Consider the following 16,164-nt stretch of genomic DNA (forward strand, 5'->3'; position numbering starts at 1 on the left):
ATATGATCTATGAGACTCATCCTGATGCGTCACGGCGAGACCGTGTGGAACGCGGAGCGCCGTCTGCAGGGTCATGCAGACGCTCCCCTGTCGCCACGTGGCATCGAGCAGGCCCGGCGCGCGGCCAAGTTCTTCGCGGACGGTCCGGCCCCTGGTCGCGTCATGTCATCTGATCTGAGCCGGGCTCGCCATACGGCTGAGCTTCTCGGTTTTACCGATTTTGCAACCGACGAGCGCCTGCGCGAGATGGATCTCGGCGACTGGACCGGACGATGGATTGAGGAGATCGAAGCATCCGACCGGGGCGCCTACCGCGACTGGCGGCTTGGATCCTACACGCCGCCGGGCGGTGAAGGGTGGAAGCCGTTTCGCGAGCGCGTCGGCGCAGCGATCGATGACGCCGTCAACCGGTCCGACGGTGACGTGGTCATCGTCGCCCATGAGGGGGTGGTCCGAGCCGCCTGCGACGTGTTGGTAGGATTAACACCATCCAACCTGTCGCCCATTGCACCAGCGGCCATCACGATCTTCGATATTAATCGCGCGGCGCAATGGCCCGGCGCACGTCTTGTAGCATTCAATATAACTCCGTCGCCGGACGACTTGAGAACGTCAGGCCTGGATCATGCTCCTGTCTAGCGGACGGTTGTGGGCCAGATGCCGACCCTTGCCTCCTCCGCGTCCGGATATTTGGACGATCCCATCACCTAGTCTTCGTCAGTGGGTGCCTTGGCGTGGGCGCCACCTCGGAGTCATTGGGTGGACATCAATTGCCGCTAAACAGCAAGCCTCCCGGAGAATCGACCAATGTTCGGGTATGGCGCTTCCCAGATGTCGGCCGAACATCGATCTTGAATAGGAACACCGGACCGTTCCTGTCAGTGAACGAATTCCACTGCCTGACTCAGTGCAGGCTTTCTTTCGGCTAAGCCCAGCGCCGAGCTAACGCCGAGATCATGTCCGGGAAGTTCACGGCAACGGTGCTTACCCGAAGCAGGCAGGGTCAGGCGCTATGTGAGCTGTTCGTCCAGATGCGGCCCGGCCGGGGAGGGAGATGGGTTGCCGGGAGTTGTGACAGAGTTCCCAGTCGCCTGTCGGTGGGCAGGCCGCGGTTCATCTCTTCGAGGAAACGTTGGCTTTGGTCGGAGCTCATCAGCCATAATGGCGGTCAAGTTGAGCAAAGTGACGGCCTAACCCGAAATCCTGCGCGGCGACCCCTGCTTTGGATGGGGCTAATGTCAGTTCGACCGAGTTGCGACCGAGAACGCTGCTCTTGCTGCCCAGAAAGGGGTCCCAAGACGCCGCGGTCCCGGCCGGCGCCGAGCCTCCCGCACGGGAGGTGAACCATGAGAACCGGGATCTATGCGCGGGTCTCCACCCAGCGCCAAGCGCAGGCCGACAGCCTCGCTCAGCGGGTTGACCGCCTGCAGGCCCACGCCCTTGGGCAGGGCTGGAGTGTCGCCCCTGAGCACGTTTTCCGTGATGATGGCTATAGCGGCCTAAACTCACACGGCCCGGTCTGGAGCGGCTACGGGACCGCGCGGCGCTGCGCGAACTCGATCGGGTTCTGATCACGGCACCGGACCGGCTCGCGCGCAATTATGTGCATCAAGTTCTCCTGCTCGAGGAGATTACCGCCACAGGCTGTGAGGTCGAGTTCCTCGACCGGCCGATGAGCCAGGATCCGCACGATCAGCTCCTGCTGCAGATACGCGGCGCCGTGGCCGAGTATGAGCGCAGCTTGATTGCCGAGCGCATGCGCCGGGGCCGCTTGCGCAAGCTGCAGGCCGGGATCCTGCTGCCGTGGACGGCCCACCTTACGGTTATCGGGTTGACCCCGAGCGGCCGCGGGATCCGGCTGGAGTGCGGCTTGATCAGGCTGAAGCTGCCGTGGTGGCCGAGATGTATAGCTGGTACGCGGACGAGGCCCACAGTCTCTTCGGGCTGGCCAAGAAGCTGCAGCAGGATGCTGTACCGCCACCGCGGGTGCAAGGGCGCTGGAACGTGACGACCTTGCGGGCCATTTTGACCAACCCGGTCTACGCCGGACAGGTGTATGCTGGTCGCATTCAGGCCGCCCCCTACCGCGTACGCCCGCCGGAGGACTGGATTGCCGTAGCGCAAGTTCCGGCGATTGTCACACAGGAGCAGTTTGATCGCGTGCAGACCAAGATCGCCCAGAACCGGCAGTTTGCCCGTCGCAACAATACGGCCCACCGCTATTTGCTGCGCGCCCTTGTCAGCTGTGGGGTCTGTGGTTTGGCGTGTTTGGGCCGCGGCTTGCCATCCGGCTACTGCTATTATTGCTGCCGTGGCAAACAGTCGGCGCGGCAGTCCTATCGGGAAACCCGATGCCCCTCCCGCTTCATCCCGGCTCAGCAAATCGATGACATGGTCTGGACCGACTTGTGTGAGATGCTCACCCATCCGGAGGCGATCCGGTTTGGCCTGGAGCGGGCACATGGGGGACATTGGCTGCCCCAGGAGTTGCAGGCGCGCCGCGAGGTGCTCCGGCGCGGCCAAGCCCATCTTCAGCGGCAGATCGAGCATCTCACAGAGGCGTATCTGGCGGAGGTGTTAGGACTTGAAGAGTTCCGGCGTCGCCGGTGTGACTTGGACCAAGCCGAAGAGGCCCTCGCCGCCCAGGTGCGGCAACTGGAGGCCCAGGTGGATCGCCAGATCGAACTTGCCCGCTTGAGCCTGAGCATCGACGAGTTCTGCCGCCGAGTGCGGGCCGGGCTTGAGCAGGCATCCTGGGAGCAGAAGCGGCAATTGATCGAGTGGCTGGTGGTGCGCGTCATCGTCACTGATGGGGAGGCCGAGATCCGCTATGCCATTCCGACTAGCTCTGCCGGTGAAGCCACTCGGTTTTGTCATTTGCGTTCAGACTATCGAGCGGCTCTGGGCCAGGCTCAAAGAATGGCGCGCCGTTGCAACCCGCTGCGAGAAGACCGCTTCATCCTTCATGGGCGTGCTCTATCTGGTCGCAGCAATCGACTGGCTCAATCACTAACAGGCAGTAGTACCACTTGTCGGTCATTCCTTCTGATCAAGGAGGCGGGTCGGGGATAACCCAGGATGCCGCGAGAACTCATGAGCTGGGCTGTTCAAGAAGCTTAAATCTTAGTTGAACAAGAGATTGGGCAGGAAAGTGGACAACCCAGGGAAAATGCTGATGGCTGTGAGAGCAAGCAGCAGAGGAACGAAGAACGGCATCGTTCCCTTCAGAACCTGATGCACCGTGATCCTGGCGTTGAGGCCCTTAGGCCGAAGCCGTTGCGCTTGGCATTCCTCCTTCCCTCCGGCAACAACCGCTATCTGCGCATGCTCGGGGATTACATCTCGGCGGCCGACGAACAACTCCGGCCGTTCAATGTTGTCAGCCTGTGCCAGTTCGTCGAACATTTCGCCCCCCGAGCCTTGGCTCGTGCGCTGAAGGCGCTGAAGCACAAGGCCGACGGGCCGTGCTCAGTGCGCTTGAGCACCCGCTTGTGCGCGATGCCGTTGAGGATTTGGCGGTCCACGGCCTTCCGGTCCTGACGCTCATCTCTGACCTTTCGCATTCCCGCAGGGACGCCTATGTGGGCATCGACAACCGCGCGGCTGGCCGGACCGCCGGTCTGCTGATCGGGCGTATCCTCGGGGCCAGAAACGGCAAGGTCGCGCTGGTCGCGGGCAGCCGGAGCTACCGAGGACACGAGGAGCGGGAGACCGGATTCCGCCACCTGATCAAGGACATGGTGCCGGGGCTGTCGGTGATCGTTCTGCGGGAGGGGCATGACGACGCGAGCGAAAACTACCGCCAGACACCTCGGCTTCTCACGGGAAATTCCGATCTGGTCGGGATCTACAATGTCGGCGGAGCATCGGCCGGGCCTTACAGGACTCCCACAGGGAGAAGGATGTTGTATTCGTCGTTCATGGACTGACACCGGACACACGAGCGTTGCTGATCGACGGAACGATGGACGCGGCAATCACGCAGGACCACGCCGCAATGGTTCTCAACCGCGTACGGATCTTCAAGAACCTGAGAGAGGGGCGAGCGGCGCTCTCCGGGATAGAACCGCTTCGCATCAACCTGTTCCTGCGCGAGAACCTGCCGTAGCATTTTGCAACCGTTCCGCTGTTCAGACGCCCATTGCTGGCACGTGGGGGCCTTGCGGCTTGAGCAGCCCTAAACGGCAAAGCAGGCACTGATCGGGAGCGGAGAACTTTGGAACCGCTCGCCGATCAGCTCTCGTTTCCGCTGCATGAGCGCGTTACAAGATAGCTTCTACTTTCCCGTTCCTGCTCCGGAGGTCCCTTAGTGGATGCCAATAAGCGTTGGCTGAGCAAAAAATAACGTTTGGAGAAAGGTTTCTTTTTTGCCACATTCCACGAAAGCGAGTTCTAGAATGAATTGGGCTGGCGTAATGAAATTATCGCCGGACCTTGGAACGCTGCTCCCTTAGAGCGGGGAGCAAGGGAGGGAATGGTGGAAGTGGCACGGCGCGTCCTCGTTGCGGAGTTCATGCACGAGACAAACACGTTCAGCGTTCAGCTGACGGATGAACAGGCTTTCAAAAACTCCAGCTATTATTTGGGAGACGAAATCCCTAAGGCATTCAAGCGCACGCGTACGTCCATCGGCGCAGCTTTCGAAGCGGCTGACAAGTTCGCTTGGGATGTTGTGCATCCGGTCGTGGCAGGAGCGAATCCGTCGGGCCGCGTGACGGATAACTGTTTCGAGGCGGTGACGAAGCGCATTCTCGATGCTTGCGACGAGGTGAATGGGATTCTTCTCCATCTCCATGGGTCCATGTCGACCCAAAGCTATGATGATGGCGAGGGCGAGCTACTCGCACGCATCCGGGCACGGGTCGGCGACGATGTACCGCTTGTCGTGGTTCTCGACCTCCACGCTACCGTGACGCAGCAGATGGCCGACAACGCCAATGCCCTGATCTCCTACCGAACCTATCCGCATGTCGACCAATACGAGCGCACCTGGCAGGCAGCGGAGCTGCTCGAAAAAGCTATGGCCGGAGAGGTGTCGCCGAAGGTGGCGCTCGCTCGGCGCCCAATCCTGTACGCCCTGGACGGAGGGCGTACCACGTCGCCGCCGATGATGGAGCTCCTTCGCCGCGGAGACCAGATCGAGACTGCCGGAAAGGCGCTCGTCGTGAGCGTGCAAGCCGGTTTCTCTTCGGCTGATGTTCATGACATCGGCCCCTCCATCGCCGTCACCGGCAATGACCGAGCTGCTGCCCAGGCCATTGCAGAGAGGCTCATGGATTATGCCTGGGAACAGAGAACGTTCTCGTCCATCCACTTCACCCCACTTGACGAGGCTATCACCCAAGCAAAGGCCGGCGAAGAGAGGGCGACCAAACCCCTGGTCATTGCCGATTATTCCGACAATCCCGGCTCTGGAGCCTATGGAGATGCTACGCGGCTGCTCAAGGCAGTGCTCGATGCGGATCTCCAGAATGTCGGCTTCCATGCGATCTGCGACCCCGAAGCGGTGCTGCAGGCGCAGGCTGCCGGAGTTGGCAACAAAGTAACTCTTATGCTCGGAGGAAAGACCGATCCGACAATGGGAGGCGGGCCGCTCGAGATCACCGGCCATGTGGCAGCAATCACTGACGGTTCGTTCATTGCCTACGGCCCCATGGGCGGCGGCGCGCGGCGCAACTACGGCTTGAGCCTGCTGCTGCGTGTCGGCGGTGTGGAGATCGTCGTGATCAGTCACAACGGGCAGGCCACTGACCTCGGACAGTTCACGTCGCTTGGAGTTGATCCGACGCGGAAGTCGACCATCATCGTCAAGTCCATGCAGCATTTCCGCGCTGCATTCGAGCCGATTGCGCGCGAGGTGCTCGAGGTCGACACGGGCGCCCTATCGACACGCAACTTCAAGGAGCGCCCCTACAAGAAGGTCAGGCGGCCGATCTGGCCTCTGGATGCCATCTGATTTCATCGATTGATCACGTGGAGCTTCGCATCGCTTGACGGGCTGCGTCGGCCCGTCGTCCGTCGCAGGAAACATTTGGGGATAGGGAATGAACATTGCTGCAAGTGAGTCGCTTGCTTCCGGCTCGACAGAGCGAGGCACGGCCCGGCCCATCGCCGATCTCGTCCTGAGGAACGGCCCGATCTGGTGCGGCCGGGAGGAAGGCATCGTCGAGGCAGTGGCGATCTGGCAGGATCGCATTTTGGCGACGGGACGCGAGGCCGACATCGCGCCCCTCATCGGCCCTTCCACCCGCATCATCGATCTTAACGGTCGGTTGGCGACCCCCGGGCTCAATGACTCTCATCTGCACCTGATCTCCCTCGGGATGATGATGGATTGGGTCGACGCCAAACCCTCATCCGCACCGACTCTCGATGCTCTGCTCGCCGCAATCGGAGACCGGGCCGCGAAGGCGAAGCCGGGTGAGTGGATTCTGGCGCGCGGCTACGACCAGACGAAACTCGACGTGAAGCGGCATCCCTACCGGGATGAGATCGACCGTGCCGCCCCGAACAACCCCGTGATGCTGATCCGCGCTTGCGGGCATGTCTCCATCTGCAACTCCCGCGCCCTTGAACTGGCCGGCATTGACGAGGCTTCGCCGACGCCGCCCGGCGGCCTCATCGAGAAACGCGACGGGCGATTGACCGGCCTTCTGGCGGAAAACGCCCGCGCTCCTGTCTGGGCCGTTATCCCGCCGCCAAGTGAGGATGATCTCGTCAACGCGATCGAGCGCGGCGGCCATCATCTCCTCTCATATGGCATTACCAGCTGCATGGATGCTGCAGTCGGACAGCGCGGCGGCTTCAGTGAGATCGCTGCCTATCATCGGGCCAAGCGAGAAGGCCGGTTGCCGGTGCGGACCTGGCTCGCCCTGCTGGGCGATCCCGACAAATCTATTGTCCCGCAATGCTACGCAGCGGGCCTCGTTTCCGGAACGGGCGACGACATGCTGATGATCGGGGGCGTCAAGTACTTCCTCGATGGTTCTGCCGGCGGCCGCACGGCATGGATGTCCGAGCCCTATCTCGGAGATGACATCACGACCGGCGTGCAGATGATGCCGGACGATGAGTTGAACGAACTCGTCATGGATGCCCATACCAAAGGGTATCAGCTGATCTGCCATGCCATCGGAGATGCAGCCATCGAACAACTGATCACAGCCTATGAGCGCGCTCTTGCGGCGAAGCCAGATAAAGACCGGCGGCACCGGATCGAGCATTGCGGCTTCTCGACCGCCGCGCAGCACGAGCGCATGCTCAAGGCCGGGATCTATCCCTGCCCGCAGCAAGTGTTCATCTACGATTTCGGAGATGCCTACGTATCGGTGCTCGGGGAGATGAGAGGGCTCAAGAGCTACCCTTTCAAGACGTGGATCGATCTTGGGTTCAAGCCTGCCACGGGCAGTGATGCGCCGGTGTGCGAGCCCAACCCATTCCCGAACTTCTACGCCATGCTGACCCGCAAGACGTGGAAGGGCACGGTAATGGATGCGGAGGAGCGTGTGTCAATCGAGGAAGCCCTCCAGGCTTATACCGAGTTCGGCGCTTTCTCGCAGAAAATGGAAAACGTGAAAGGACGCATCATTCCAGGACAACTCGCGGATATAGCTGTTTTCTCGCGTGATCTTCTGAACGCCTCGCCAGAGGATATTCTTGACAACACCCGGTGTGACCTTACGATCCGGGGAGGTTCGATCGTTCACGATCGTCTTGGCGTCACTTAGAACCATAAAAGGGAACCCGCCTCGACACGTAACTGCATCGAGAAATGTTCGTATTCACACGGGCCGGCACCCTGCCGGCGCGTCCGCGAGTACTACAACCTGGAGGATTAGCCTTGTTCAAAAAGTTCGCGATCACCACTGCGCTCGCTCTCACAATGAGCGCAGGCGCCTATGCGGAGACACCGCGTCAGGGCGGTACGATCCGCTTCACCGCCCCCTACGGATCGAGCTTTGCGAACCTCGATATCCACACATCGAACCGTGCTCAGGATGAGATTTGGGCGAAGGCCATTCACCGCTCTCTCTACAACTGGGATGCGAACGCCAATAAACCCGTTCTCGAATTGGCGAAGGATGTCACGGTTTCCGGTGACGGCCTCGTGCATACGTTCAAGCTGCGCGACGATGCCTATTTTCATAACGGCCGCAAGATGACGGCGGATGATGTCATCTGGTCCTACACGCGCCTGATGGATGGCTCGAAGGCCTATCCCGGCGCGCGATATGTGCGACTGATCAAGGGGGCTGTCGATGTCGAAAAGGGTCAGGCGAAGGAAATTTCCGGCCTCAAGAAGATCGACGACCACACCATCGAAATGACCCTGACAGAGAGGGTCGACCCCGGTTTCAGTTTCTATCCGGCGATGACTTCGATCTATCCGGCGGACGAGGCCACGAAGGACAGCTTCGCCACGAAGCCTATCGGCCTCGGCCCCTACAAATTCGTAGAGTACGTTCCCGGATCTCGTCTCGTAGCCGAGCGCTGGGAGAAATTCTACAAGCCCGGAAAGCCTCATGCCGACCGGGTCACGGTCTCGATCATGGGTGAAGCCTCCGCTCGCGACGTCGCCTTCCGCAACCAGGAGATCGACACGTCCATCCTCGGCCCGACGCAATATGTCGCCTACAAGGCCGATCCGGAGCTGTCGAAGGGACTTCTCGAAGTCCCCGAGGTTTATACCCGTGTCATGGGCATGAACCCGAGCTTCAAGCCTTTCGCGGACAAGCGCGTGCGTCAGGCCATTAACTACGCCATAGACGCGGATCTCATCATCAAGCGTCTCGTCAAGGACAAGGCCTATCGCGCGACCAGCTGGCTTCCGATTTCGTCGCCCGCCTACGACAAAGACATGAAGCCCTATCCGTACGACCCCGAGAAGGCGAAGAAGCTCCTCGCCGAGGCGGGCTATCCGGACGGGTTCGAGTTCGAGTGGACGGCGACCTCCAACGAAAGCTGGGGTATCCCGATCGTCGAGGCCGTGATCCCAATGCTCGAGAAGGTCGGCATCAAGGTTAAGATCAAGCCTGTCGAAGGAACCGTGCTATCCGAGGTCGCCCGTAGCGGCAATTATCAAGCCTTCATCTGGTCGAACACTTCGGGGCCGGATCCGCTGACCTCTCTCAAGTGCTTCCACTCCGCGACGCCGCAATCGGCCTGCAACTACACGCAGTTCAAGAACGCAGGGTTCGACAAGCTTCTGGATGAGGCGGCCGCGACCGACGATCAGGCCAAGAAGATCGACAACCTGAAGAAGGCGAATGCCATTCTCCGCGAGGAGGTGCCGATGTGGTGGTTCAACTACAACAAGGCCGTCATGGCGTACCAGCCTTGGGTCAAGGGCTTGCAGCCGAACGCGACCGAGCTGGCGATCCAGAACTACGAGGACATGTGGGTCGACGCGTCGTCGCCCGCCGCCAAGTAAGCTGGGATTGAGCAAGCGCTCACCTCTTGAACTGCAGATCCTGACGTCCTGAGATTGCCTCAGGACGTCAGGTGGAGTTTTGAATGCTTTCCTTCATCGTGCGGCGTCTGCTGCAGACATTGCCGATAATCATGGCAGTGGCGGCCCTCATCTTCGTGATGTTCAGCGTCATTCCAGGAACGTTCGCATCGAGCATGAGCGATGATGGGCGCAGCGTGCTGGATGCCGAAGTCATGGCCCGCATGAACAAGGAGTTCGGGCTGGAAGACCCGGTTTATGTCCGCTTCGGCAAATATGCCGCCCAGCTCGCGTCACTCGATCTCGGGACCTCGTTCCGGACGCGCCAGCCGGTCGCCAGCGTGATCGCCGAGCGGCTCTGGCCGACAGCGCAGCTCGCATTTGCGTCCATGCTGTTTGCCATTGTCGTGGGGGTGCCGCTTGGCTTCATCGCAGCCATGAGGCCAGGAAGCTGGGTCGATACGGTTTCCATGGTCGGCGCGGTGTCGGGCCTGTCGCTGCCGAAGTTCTGGCTCGGTCTGATGCTGATGTACCTGTTCGCGCTTGTGCTCGGCTGGCTTCCGAGCTTCGGCTATGGCGGCGGGAACCCACGCTATCTCATTCTGCCGTCCATCGCCCTCGGCGTTGCGCCTTTGGCGCTGCTGGCGCGCACGACCCGGGCTGCCGTGCTCGATATCATGCATGCGGATTTCGTCCGCACCGCCCGCTCGAAGGGCATGAGTGAGAGCAAGGTCGTTCGTTGGCATCTCACGCGCAATGCCCTTGTCATCATCCTCACGACAATCGGCCTCCAGTTCGGCACGGTCATCGGCCAGGCCGTGGTGATCGAGAAGCTGTTCTCATGGCCGGGACTTGGATCGCTCCTTGTCGATAGCGTGACGTTGCGCGACATTCCCGTGGTCCAGGGGACGATCCTGGTGATCGTGCTCCTGTTCCTTCTTATCAACATCCTTGTCGATGCGCTGTGCGCGATCATCGATCCGCGTATCAAGTATACCTGAGGCACCGACATGAAGTTCAGAGCAAACCTCGTGATCGGGGGCGTATTGTTCAGCGGCGTGATCATCGCCGGCATCTTCGCGCCCTGGCTGGCGCATACGGATCCGGTGATGGACGCCAATCTCATGTACGCGGAGGAGCCGCCCGGCGGAGAATTCTGGTTTGGAACAGACGCTCAGGGACGAGACATCTACAGTCGTGTCCTCTACGGAGCCCGGATTTCGCTTACCGTGGGCATCGTTTCGCAGCTCATCAACACCGTCATCGGGGTGTGCCTTGGCCTATCGGCTGGTTATTGGGGGGGCTGGTGGGACGATGTCGTCAACGGCTTGACCAACATGATGCTGGCGATCCCGTCGCTGATCTTCGCCCTCGCCATCATGGCGATCCTGAATCCGGGGCTGACCAGCCTGCTGATTGCCCTTGGCCTCACCAATTGGTCGTTCACCTGCCGGCTTGCGCGAGCCTCGGCACTTTCTTTGAAGAGCCAGGGCTACGTCCAGGCTGCGAAGGTGCTAGGCTACGGGGATATCCGCATCATGCTGACGCAGCTCCTCCCCAACATGCTGGGGCCGATCATCGTCATCGGGACTCTGGGCATGGGCGGCGCAGTGCTCGCCGAAGCTGCGTTGTCGTTCCTCGGTCTTGGCATCCGGCCGCCTTACCCGAGCTGGGGCAGCATGTTGTCGGATGCGCGCGACCAGATCACGACTGCACCTTGGATCTCCATCTTCCCTGGATTGGCGATCTTCATGACGGTCTTGGGCCTTAACCTGCTCGGCGATGGGTTGCGCGACATTCTCGACCCGCAGGCACGGACACGGCGCGCATGACGGCGCAGCCCCTTCTCGAGGTCGAGAACCTCAGGATCGATCTTGCTGTCGGCGGCAAGCGGTTCCCCGCTGTGCAGGACATCTCCTTCACCATCGATCGAGGCGAGACGATGGGTCTCGTCGGCGAATCCGGCTGTGGCAAGAGCATCACGTCCCTGGCTCTCATCGGCTTGCTGCGGGATCCGCTCATGATCGGCGGTGGGACGATCAGGTTCGACGGCCGCGAAATTCAAAACCTTTCGGCCTCCGAGATGCGCAAGCTGCGAGGCAATCGTATCTCGATGATCTTCCAGGAGCCGATGACGGCTCTCAATCCGCTCTCACCCGTCGGCCGGCAGATCGCTGAGATGTTCGTGCTGCACAAGGGGACAAGCTGGAAGGAGGCGGAGCGTCTTGCAGTCGAGGCGCTCGCGAGCGTTCGCGTTCCGGCTCCGGAGCGCCGGATCAAGGACTATCCGCACCAGCTCTCGGGCGGCATGCGCCAGCGCGTCATGATTGCGATTGCGCTTGCCTGCAGCCCGGACCTTCTGCTGGCCGACGAGCCTACGACGGCGCTCGACGTGACGGTGCAGGCCGAGATCCTCGACCTTATCCGCGAGCTTTCCGCGGCCAAGGGAACCGCCGTTCTGATGATCAGCCACGATCTCGGCCTCATCGCCAACATGTGCCGGCGTGTAGGCGTCATGTATGCGGGCAAGCTCGTAGAGGAGCGCACCGCCGAGGATGTGTTCCGCTCGCCAAGTCATCCCTATACGAGCGGCCTTGTGGCCTCCCTGCCGCTGCTCGGCGCCCGCGCACGTCATGGTCGTCAACGACTGAAGGAAATTTCCGGCGTTGTTCCGCCCGTGTCGGCATTTCCGACGGGATGTCGCTTCAATCCCCGCTGCTACGCCGCCACCGAGCGCTGCAGGGCCGAGGATCCGGCCGCGACTGCGCTTGGCAATGACGGCTTCGTACGGTGTCACTATCATGAATAATCCCTCTGAAGACACGATCTTGAAGGTCGAGGATCTCGCGGTCCATTTTCCTGTCGGCGGCGGCCTCTTTGGCGGTCCGCGCCGGCACCTGCATGCAGTGGACGGTGTCGATCTCGAACTGAAGAGGGGCGAGTGCCTCGGTCTCGTCGGCGAGTCGGGGTGCGGGAAGTCGACCCTGGCGCTCACGATCCTCGGCTTGCAGGCGCCAACCCGCGGTCGGATCGTGCTCGATGGGCACGAGGTCTCCGGGGAGGGGATGGACCGAAAGGCGCGGGCGCGCATCGCCCAGATGGTCTTTCAGGACCCGTATTCCTCCCTCAACCCGCGGCAGACGGTTCGCAAGACTCTGGAGGCGCCGCTCCGTCTCCATGGCAATACGGCGACAGGCGAGATCGAGGGGCGCATCGGCGAGATGCTCGCGCGTGTAGGCCTGAGGCCCGATCACGCCGACAGATACCCGCACGAGTTCTCGGGCGGACAGCGACAGAGGATCGGCATCGCGCGGGCGCTCATTCTGGATCCGAAGATCATCATTCTGGACGAGCCCGTGTCGGCTCTAGACGTGTCTATTCGGGCGCAGATCATCAACCTGTTGCTTGAGCTCAAGGAAACGCTTGGCCTTTCCTATATCATGATCAGCCATGATCTCGGGGTCGTCGAGCACATGAGCGATCGGGTCGCTGTCATGTATCTCGGCCGCATCGTTGAGACGGGAGATTGGGAGACGATCTTCACGAATCCCCGCCACCCCTATACCCGCGCTCTCATTTCCGCGATCCCGGATCCTTTCAAACGCAGCCGGGGTGAAAAGATCACAGGCGAGATCCCGAACCCGCTCAACATGCCAACCGGATGTGGCTTCCATCCGCGCTGCCCCGAGGCGCGAGACATCTGCCGCATGCCACCGGTGCCGCAGCTGGAGGAAATCGGGGGCGCTCATTTCGTCCGGTGCCGCCGGGTCCATGAATTGGCCGTACGAAACGAGGCGCTGGTCTCGTCCGTGTAGCCAGCAATGTGCTCACCTCATATCAGCTTCTGAAAGCTTCTCGGAAAGTCCTCTGCGATGACCAGCGTACCGAAGATCCTCGTTCGTGTCCCGCGGGCGGGCGGGCCCTCTCATATCGGCAAGCTGATCGTAGGTGATTGGTCGGTGCCGTGCACAATCGGGGCTGGAGGGCTGGTGCAGACATCCTATAAGCGCGAGGGAGACAAGCGGACGCCCATTGGCGTCTTTCCACTGCGCTATGGCTTGTTCGACCCTGTTGCCGCTCCGAATTTCCCGCGCGATCTCGCCTTCCCGTTTGTTCCCCTCTCCGATGCCATGATCTGGGAGGAGGAGGGGCCTGACTATAACCGGCTTGTCTTCTCCGAAGATGATGAGCGCGCAGACGAGAGACTGACGAGACGCCGCCAAGAGGGTCTCTTCGAGGTTATCGTTCCGATTGGCTTCAACGATGCTGTCGCAGAGAGGGGCCGCGGCAGCGCCATCTTCATTCATGCCGCCCGTACAGACATGAGCGGCACCGCCGGCTGCATCGGGATCCCACGGGAGCACATGCTTGAATTTTCCCGGCGTCTGCAACCAGGTATGCTCATCGATATCGATTATGAGGAATCTGCAGATCGAGTGCGGCTTGATCCGGAAACTCCCCTCGAAACTATCCGTTTCACCGGCCTCGTTCCAGGTCCAAAATTAATCGTGGTTGGCGCTGTTCACGGCAACGAGACCTGCGGACCGCAGGCCATTCTCCGGGCCATCGGCGATTGCCATATGGGCCGCCTTTCAGTGCGCCGGGGCGAGGTGACCTTTCTGCCGGTCGCAAACATGAAGGCCTATCGCCAGAATACCCGGGAGGGTGATCGGAACCTGAACCGGGACCTGCGCGAGAAGACGATCCCCGAGGACTATGAGGATCGGGTGGGCAACCGCATCTGCTCGCTTTTGAGGGAGCACGATGTTCTGCTCGATATTCACTCGTTTCGGGGAGAAGGCGAACCGTTCGTTTTCGCCGGACCTCCCAACAATACAGGACCTATGGAGCCATTCCGCCATGCGACACCGGAAGGAGAGTTCGCGGCGAGGCTCGGTACCTCCATAGTCATTCACGGCTGGCTCGATATCTATGCACGCTTCCTGAAGGAGCGGGAAAGGCTTGGTCTGACAAGCCGGACGATCTCGGAGGGGGTCGGCACCACGGAGTACATGCGTTTCTCGGGCGGTTATGGAGTGACCCTGGAATGCGGCTCGCATGACGACCCCCGCGCGGTGGAAATCGGCTACTCGGCAATCGTCCGCGCCCTGGCTCATCTCAGGATGATCGATTCTTCATCGCCAAGCGTCACGGTCGAGACCGTCATCCGGGTTGCGGATGTCCTTGTCTGCGAGGCCAAGGGCGATTGCCTCGAAGGCACTTGGAAGACAGGCGACAGGGTTGCCGCTGGGCAGATCATCGCGCGCCGAGCTAGTGGAGAGGTGCTGAATGCGCCGACCGACGGGTTCATCATCTTCCCTAACCACACGGCAAGTTCCGGTGACGGGCTCTGCTATTTCGGCGTGGCCAGCGACCGAGCTCGACGTGCAGACATAAGGTGACCGGTCTTGGCATCGCCTGTCGCGGCAAACCGACGCAAGATGATGCCTTCAATGACAACTTCAACTAACCCGTCTTCTGAGAATGTCTCCTGGTGGCACGAGGCAGACGAAGGCCGAACTTCAGTAATGATAGAGTAAGCTGGCCTTCAGAAGGCTCTATCCAACGGCTCAGTTTGACCCCAATGTATGGACCGACCGTGCGTCGCAAGAGGCTTTGGAGATGGCGAGGTTGGTCTTGCGCTAATGTATCCGGCCCTTCATGGAGCAGTGCTCCTGGCCATCATGGATATCCGCGCCCACTGGTTCTCATTAGCGGATCGGCCCTTTCGGCCATTAGGGTCACCAGAGCACCAATGCGACGGCGCGACCGTTCTCCATCTCGTCTTCCTCTCGCAGACCTCGGCGAGCTCCAGGCGGCTGATGCCGGGCAGGGGCGATGCTGCCCTCAACCCATCACAGCCGCGGTTCGTGGTTCATAGGTGCGGTTCTGGCTCAGCACGCTCCAGGCGATCACACGCGGTAGCTACCGCGCCTGCGCCGTATCGAAGGGCAGGTACGGGGCTTGCAGCAGATGATCCAGGACGGGCGCTACTGCGGTGACGTGGCGGATCAGGTCAATGCGGTCATCGCCGCGTTGCGGCGGGTGCAGACCGATATGCTGAACGATCACGTGAAGGCCTGCATCGAGGCGAGCCTGTCCCGAGATCTCCCCGACAGAGAGCGCCAGCGTCTGGTGGACGAGATCACTCGCCTGATGGGCGACCTCGGCCGGCGCTCGTGAGACGAGGCGGTCAGCCTTCAGGATGAGGAGCGGCTTCGTTCCTGCTGGTAAGTGCGCTCGCGCTCAGGCCACGTGCTCTTGATGAAGGCCAGGATGGCCTCGATCTCCCGGTCCGACAGCGAACCACCGAATGCCGGCATGGCGCTCCGGTGGTTCGGCACGACCGCGTCCATGCCGAACTTGGTGATCCGGAACAGCTCCTCGTCCGAATGGTGCCAGGTGTGGCCGCTCGCGTCGTGCGGAGGCGCCGGCATCAGCCCGTCCGGTTTGGGGCTCTGCCAGTCGGACTCGCCCTGGAGAGCCGCGCCGTGGCAGGAGGCGCAATAGGCGCCGTAGAGCTGTCGACCCAGGACAATCCTGTCAGAACTCCCGTCGTCCCACAGGAGCGCCGTGCCGATCAGAAGGGCACAGGCTGAGGGCACCAAGACAAAAGCGGTGTTTCGAGTGGCATGCATCATGCTCATGGCCGGATCCGGTCAGGTTCCGGCACAATCTCCCAACGTACGATCTTCAACCGGTGAGGAGCGGAGCGA

Annotated in this window: 14 protein-coding genes and 3 pseudogenes; 15 read left to right on the forward strand and 2 right to left on the reverse strand. The window is 61.2% G+C overall.

Annotation, left to right across the window (positions count from 1 at the left end; all coding sequences use genetic code 11):
- Positions 1-9 precede the first annotated feature (9 nt).
- The 4 genes and pseudogenes from JAO75_RS20225 to JAO75_RS20240 form a co-directional block, all read left to right on the forward strand.
- A complete protein-coding gene (locus JAO75_RS20225; RefSeq protein WP_199050952.1) occupies positions 10-639 on the forward strand; it encodes a histidine phosphatase family protein in 630 nt (209 codons plus the stop codon).
- Between the two features lie 707 nt (positions 640-1,346).
- Positions 1,347-2,008 (forward strand): annotated as a pseudogene (locus tag JAO75_RS20235) (recombinase family protein).
- Positions 1,903-2,349 (forward strand): annotated as a pseudogene (locus JAO75_RS24975) (recombinase family protein); the annotation flags it as partial. The pseudogenes JAO75_RS20235 and JAO75_RS24975, both read left to right, overlap by 106 nt.
- Before the next feature lie 541 nt (positions 2,350-2,890).
- Positions 2,891-3,013 (forward strand): annotated as a pseudogene (locus JAO75_RS20240) (transposase); the annotation flags it as partial.
- Positions 3,014-3,123: 110 nt separating this feature from the next.
- On the opposite strand, the gene JAO75_RS20245 reads toward JAO75_RS20240, so the two are convergent.
- Positions 3,124-3,405, reverse strand: coding sequence for a hypothetical protein (locus tag JAO75_RS20245; RefSeq protein ID WP_199050954.1), 282 nt, complete (start codon positions 3,403-3,405; stop codon positions 3,124-3,126).
- A gap of 59 nt (positions 3,406-3,464) precedes the next feature.
- On the opposite strand from JAO75_RS20245, the gene JAO75_RS20250 reads away from it, so the two are divergent.
- The 11 genes from JAO75_RS20250 (at position 3,465) to JAO75_RS20300 (ending at position 15,631) form a co-directional block, all read left to right on the forward strand.
- A complete protein-coding gene (locus tag JAO75_RS20250; protein WP_343234664.1) occupies positions 3,465-3,929 on the forward strand; it encodes a substrate-binding domain-containing protein in 465 nt (154 codons plus the stop codon).
- A gap of 35 nt (positions 3,930-3,964) precedes the next feature.
- A complete protein-coding gene (locus JAO75_RS20255) occupies positions 3,965-4,108 on the forward strand; it encodes a hypothetical protein (RefSeq protein WP_199050956.1) in 144 nt (47 codons plus the stop codon).
- Positions 4,109-4,474: 366 nt separating this feature from the next.
- Positions 4,475-5,956: a M81 family metallopeptidase gene (locus JAO75_RS20260; protein ID WP_199050957.1), complete on the forward strand. Its 1,482-nt coding sequence runs from the start codon at positions 4,475-4,477 to the stop codon at positions 5,954-5,956.
- A gap of 88 nt (positions 5,957-6,044) precedes the next feature.
- A complete protein-coding gene (locus JAO75_RS20265; protein WP_199050958.1) occupies positions 6,045-7,727 on the forward strand; it encodes an amidohydrolase in 1,683 nt (560 codons plus the stop codon).
- 155 nt (positions 7,728-7,882) lie between these two features.
- On the forward strand, positions 7,883-9,430 hold the full coding sequence (locus JAO75_RS20270) for an ABC transporter substrate-binding protein (RefSeq protein ID WP_246742629.1): 1,548 nt from the start codon (positions 7,883-7,885) through the stop codon (positions 9,428-9,430).
- Positions 9,431-9,513: 83 nt separating this feature from the next.
- Positions 9,514-10,449 carry an ABC transporter permease gene (locus JAO75_RS20275; protein WP_199050960.1) on the forward strand — a complete coding sequence of 312 codons (936 nt, stop codon included), beginning with the start codon at positions 9,514-9,516 and terminating at the stop codon, positions 10,447-10,449.
- 9 nt (positions 10,450-10,458) lie between these two features.
- Entirely contained in the window at positions 10,459-11,280 is an 822-nt protein-coding gene (locus JAO75_RS20280) for an ABC transporter permease (protein ID WP_199050961.1), read from the forward strand.
- Positions 11,277-12,257: an ABC transporter ATP-binding protein gene (locus tag JAO75_RS20285; RefSeq protein WP_199050962.1), complete on the forward strand. Its 981-nt coding sequence runs from the start codon at positions 11,277-11,279 to the stop codon at positions 12,255-12,257. The genes JAO75_RS20280 and JAO75_RS20285 overlap by 4 nt, the downstream gene beginning before the upstream one ends.
- Entirely contained in the window at positions 12,250-13,263 is a 1,014-nt protein-coding gene (locus JAO75_RS20290) for an ABC transporter ATP-binding protein (protein WP_199050963.1), read from the forward strand. The genes JAO75_RS20285 and JAO75_RS20290 overlap by 8 nt, the downstream gene beginning before the upstream one ends.
- Positions 13,264-13,320: 57 nt before the next feature.
- Positions 13,321-14,850: a L,D-transpeptidase family protein gene (locus tag JAO75_RS20295; RefSeq protein WP_199050964.1), complete on the forward strand. Its 1,530-nt coding sequence runs from the start codon at positions 13,321-13,323 to the stop codon at positions 14,848-14,850.
- A gap of 532 nt (positions 14,851-15,382) precedes the next feature.
- A complete protein-coding gene (locus JAO75_RS20300) occupies positions 15,383-15,631 on the forward strand; it encodes a metal-sensitive transcriptional regulator (RefSeq protein WP_246742630.1) in 249 nt (82 codons plus the stop codon).
- A 17-nt stretch (positions 15,632-15,648) separates the two neighbouring features.
- On the opposite strand, the gene JAO75_RS20305 is transcribed toward JAO75_RS20300, so the two are convergent.
- Positions 15,649-16,095, reverse strand: coding sequence for a c-type cytochrome (locus JAO75_RS20305; protein WP_246742621.1), 447 nt, complete (start codon positions 16,093-16,095; stop codon positions 15,649-15,651).
- Positions 16,096-16,164: the final 69 nt, after the last annotated feature.

Origin of the sequence: Microvirga splendida (assembly GCF_016427565.1) — a bacterium.
GTDB lineage: Bacteria > Pseudomonadota > Alphaproteobacteria > Rhizobiales > Beijerinckiaceae > Microvirga > Microvirga splendida.

Coding starts and splice junctions, on each gene's coding strand:
- JAO75_RS20290 (WP_199050963.1), top strand. CDS start 12,250: ATGAATAATCCCTCTGAAGACACGATCTTGAAGGTCGAGGATCTCGCG.
- JAO75_RS20270 (WP_246742629.1), top strand. CDS start 7,883: ATGAGCGCAGGCGCCTATGCGGAGACACCGCGTCAGGGCGGTACGATC.
- JAO75_RS20245 (WP_199050954.1), bottom strand. CDS start 3,405: ATGTTCGACGAACTGGCACAGGCTGACAACATTGAACGGCCGGAGTTG.
- JAO75_RS20260 (WP_199050957.1), top strand. CDS start 4,475: ATGGTGGAAGTGGCACGGCGCGTCCTCGTTGCGGAGTTCATGCACGAG.
- JAO75_RS20305 (WP_246742621.1), bottom strand. CDS start 16,095: ATGAGCATGATGCATGCCACTCGAAACACCGCTTTTGTCTTGGTGCCC.
- JAO75_RS20255 (WP_199050956.1), top strand. CDS start 3,965: ATGGACGCGGCAATCACGCAGGACCACGCCGCAATGGTTCTCAACCGC.
- JAO75_RS20285 (WP_199050962.1), top strand. CDS start 11,277: ATGACGGCGCAGCCCCTTCTCGAGGTCGAGAACCTCAGGATCGATCTT.
- JAO75_RS20280 (WP_199050961.1), top strand. CDS start 10,459: ATGAAGTTCAGAGCAAACCTCGTGATCGGGGGCGTATTGTTCAGCGGC.
- JAO75_RS20265 (WP_199050958.1), top strand. CDS start 6,045: ATGAACATTGCTGCAAGTGAGTCGCTTGCTTCCGGCTCGACAGAGCGA.
- JAO75_RS20225 (WP_199050952.1), top strand. CDS start 10: ATGAGACTCATCCTGATGCGTCACGGCGAGACCGTGTGGAACGCGGAG.
- JAO75_RS20295 (WP_199050964.1), top strand. CDS start 13,321: ATGACCAGCGTACCGAAGATCCTCGTTCGTGTCCCGCGGGCGGGCGGG.
- JAO75_RS20275 (WP_199050960.1), top strand. CDS start 9,514: ATGCTTTCCTTCATCGTGCGGCGTCTGCTGCAGACATTGCCGATAATC.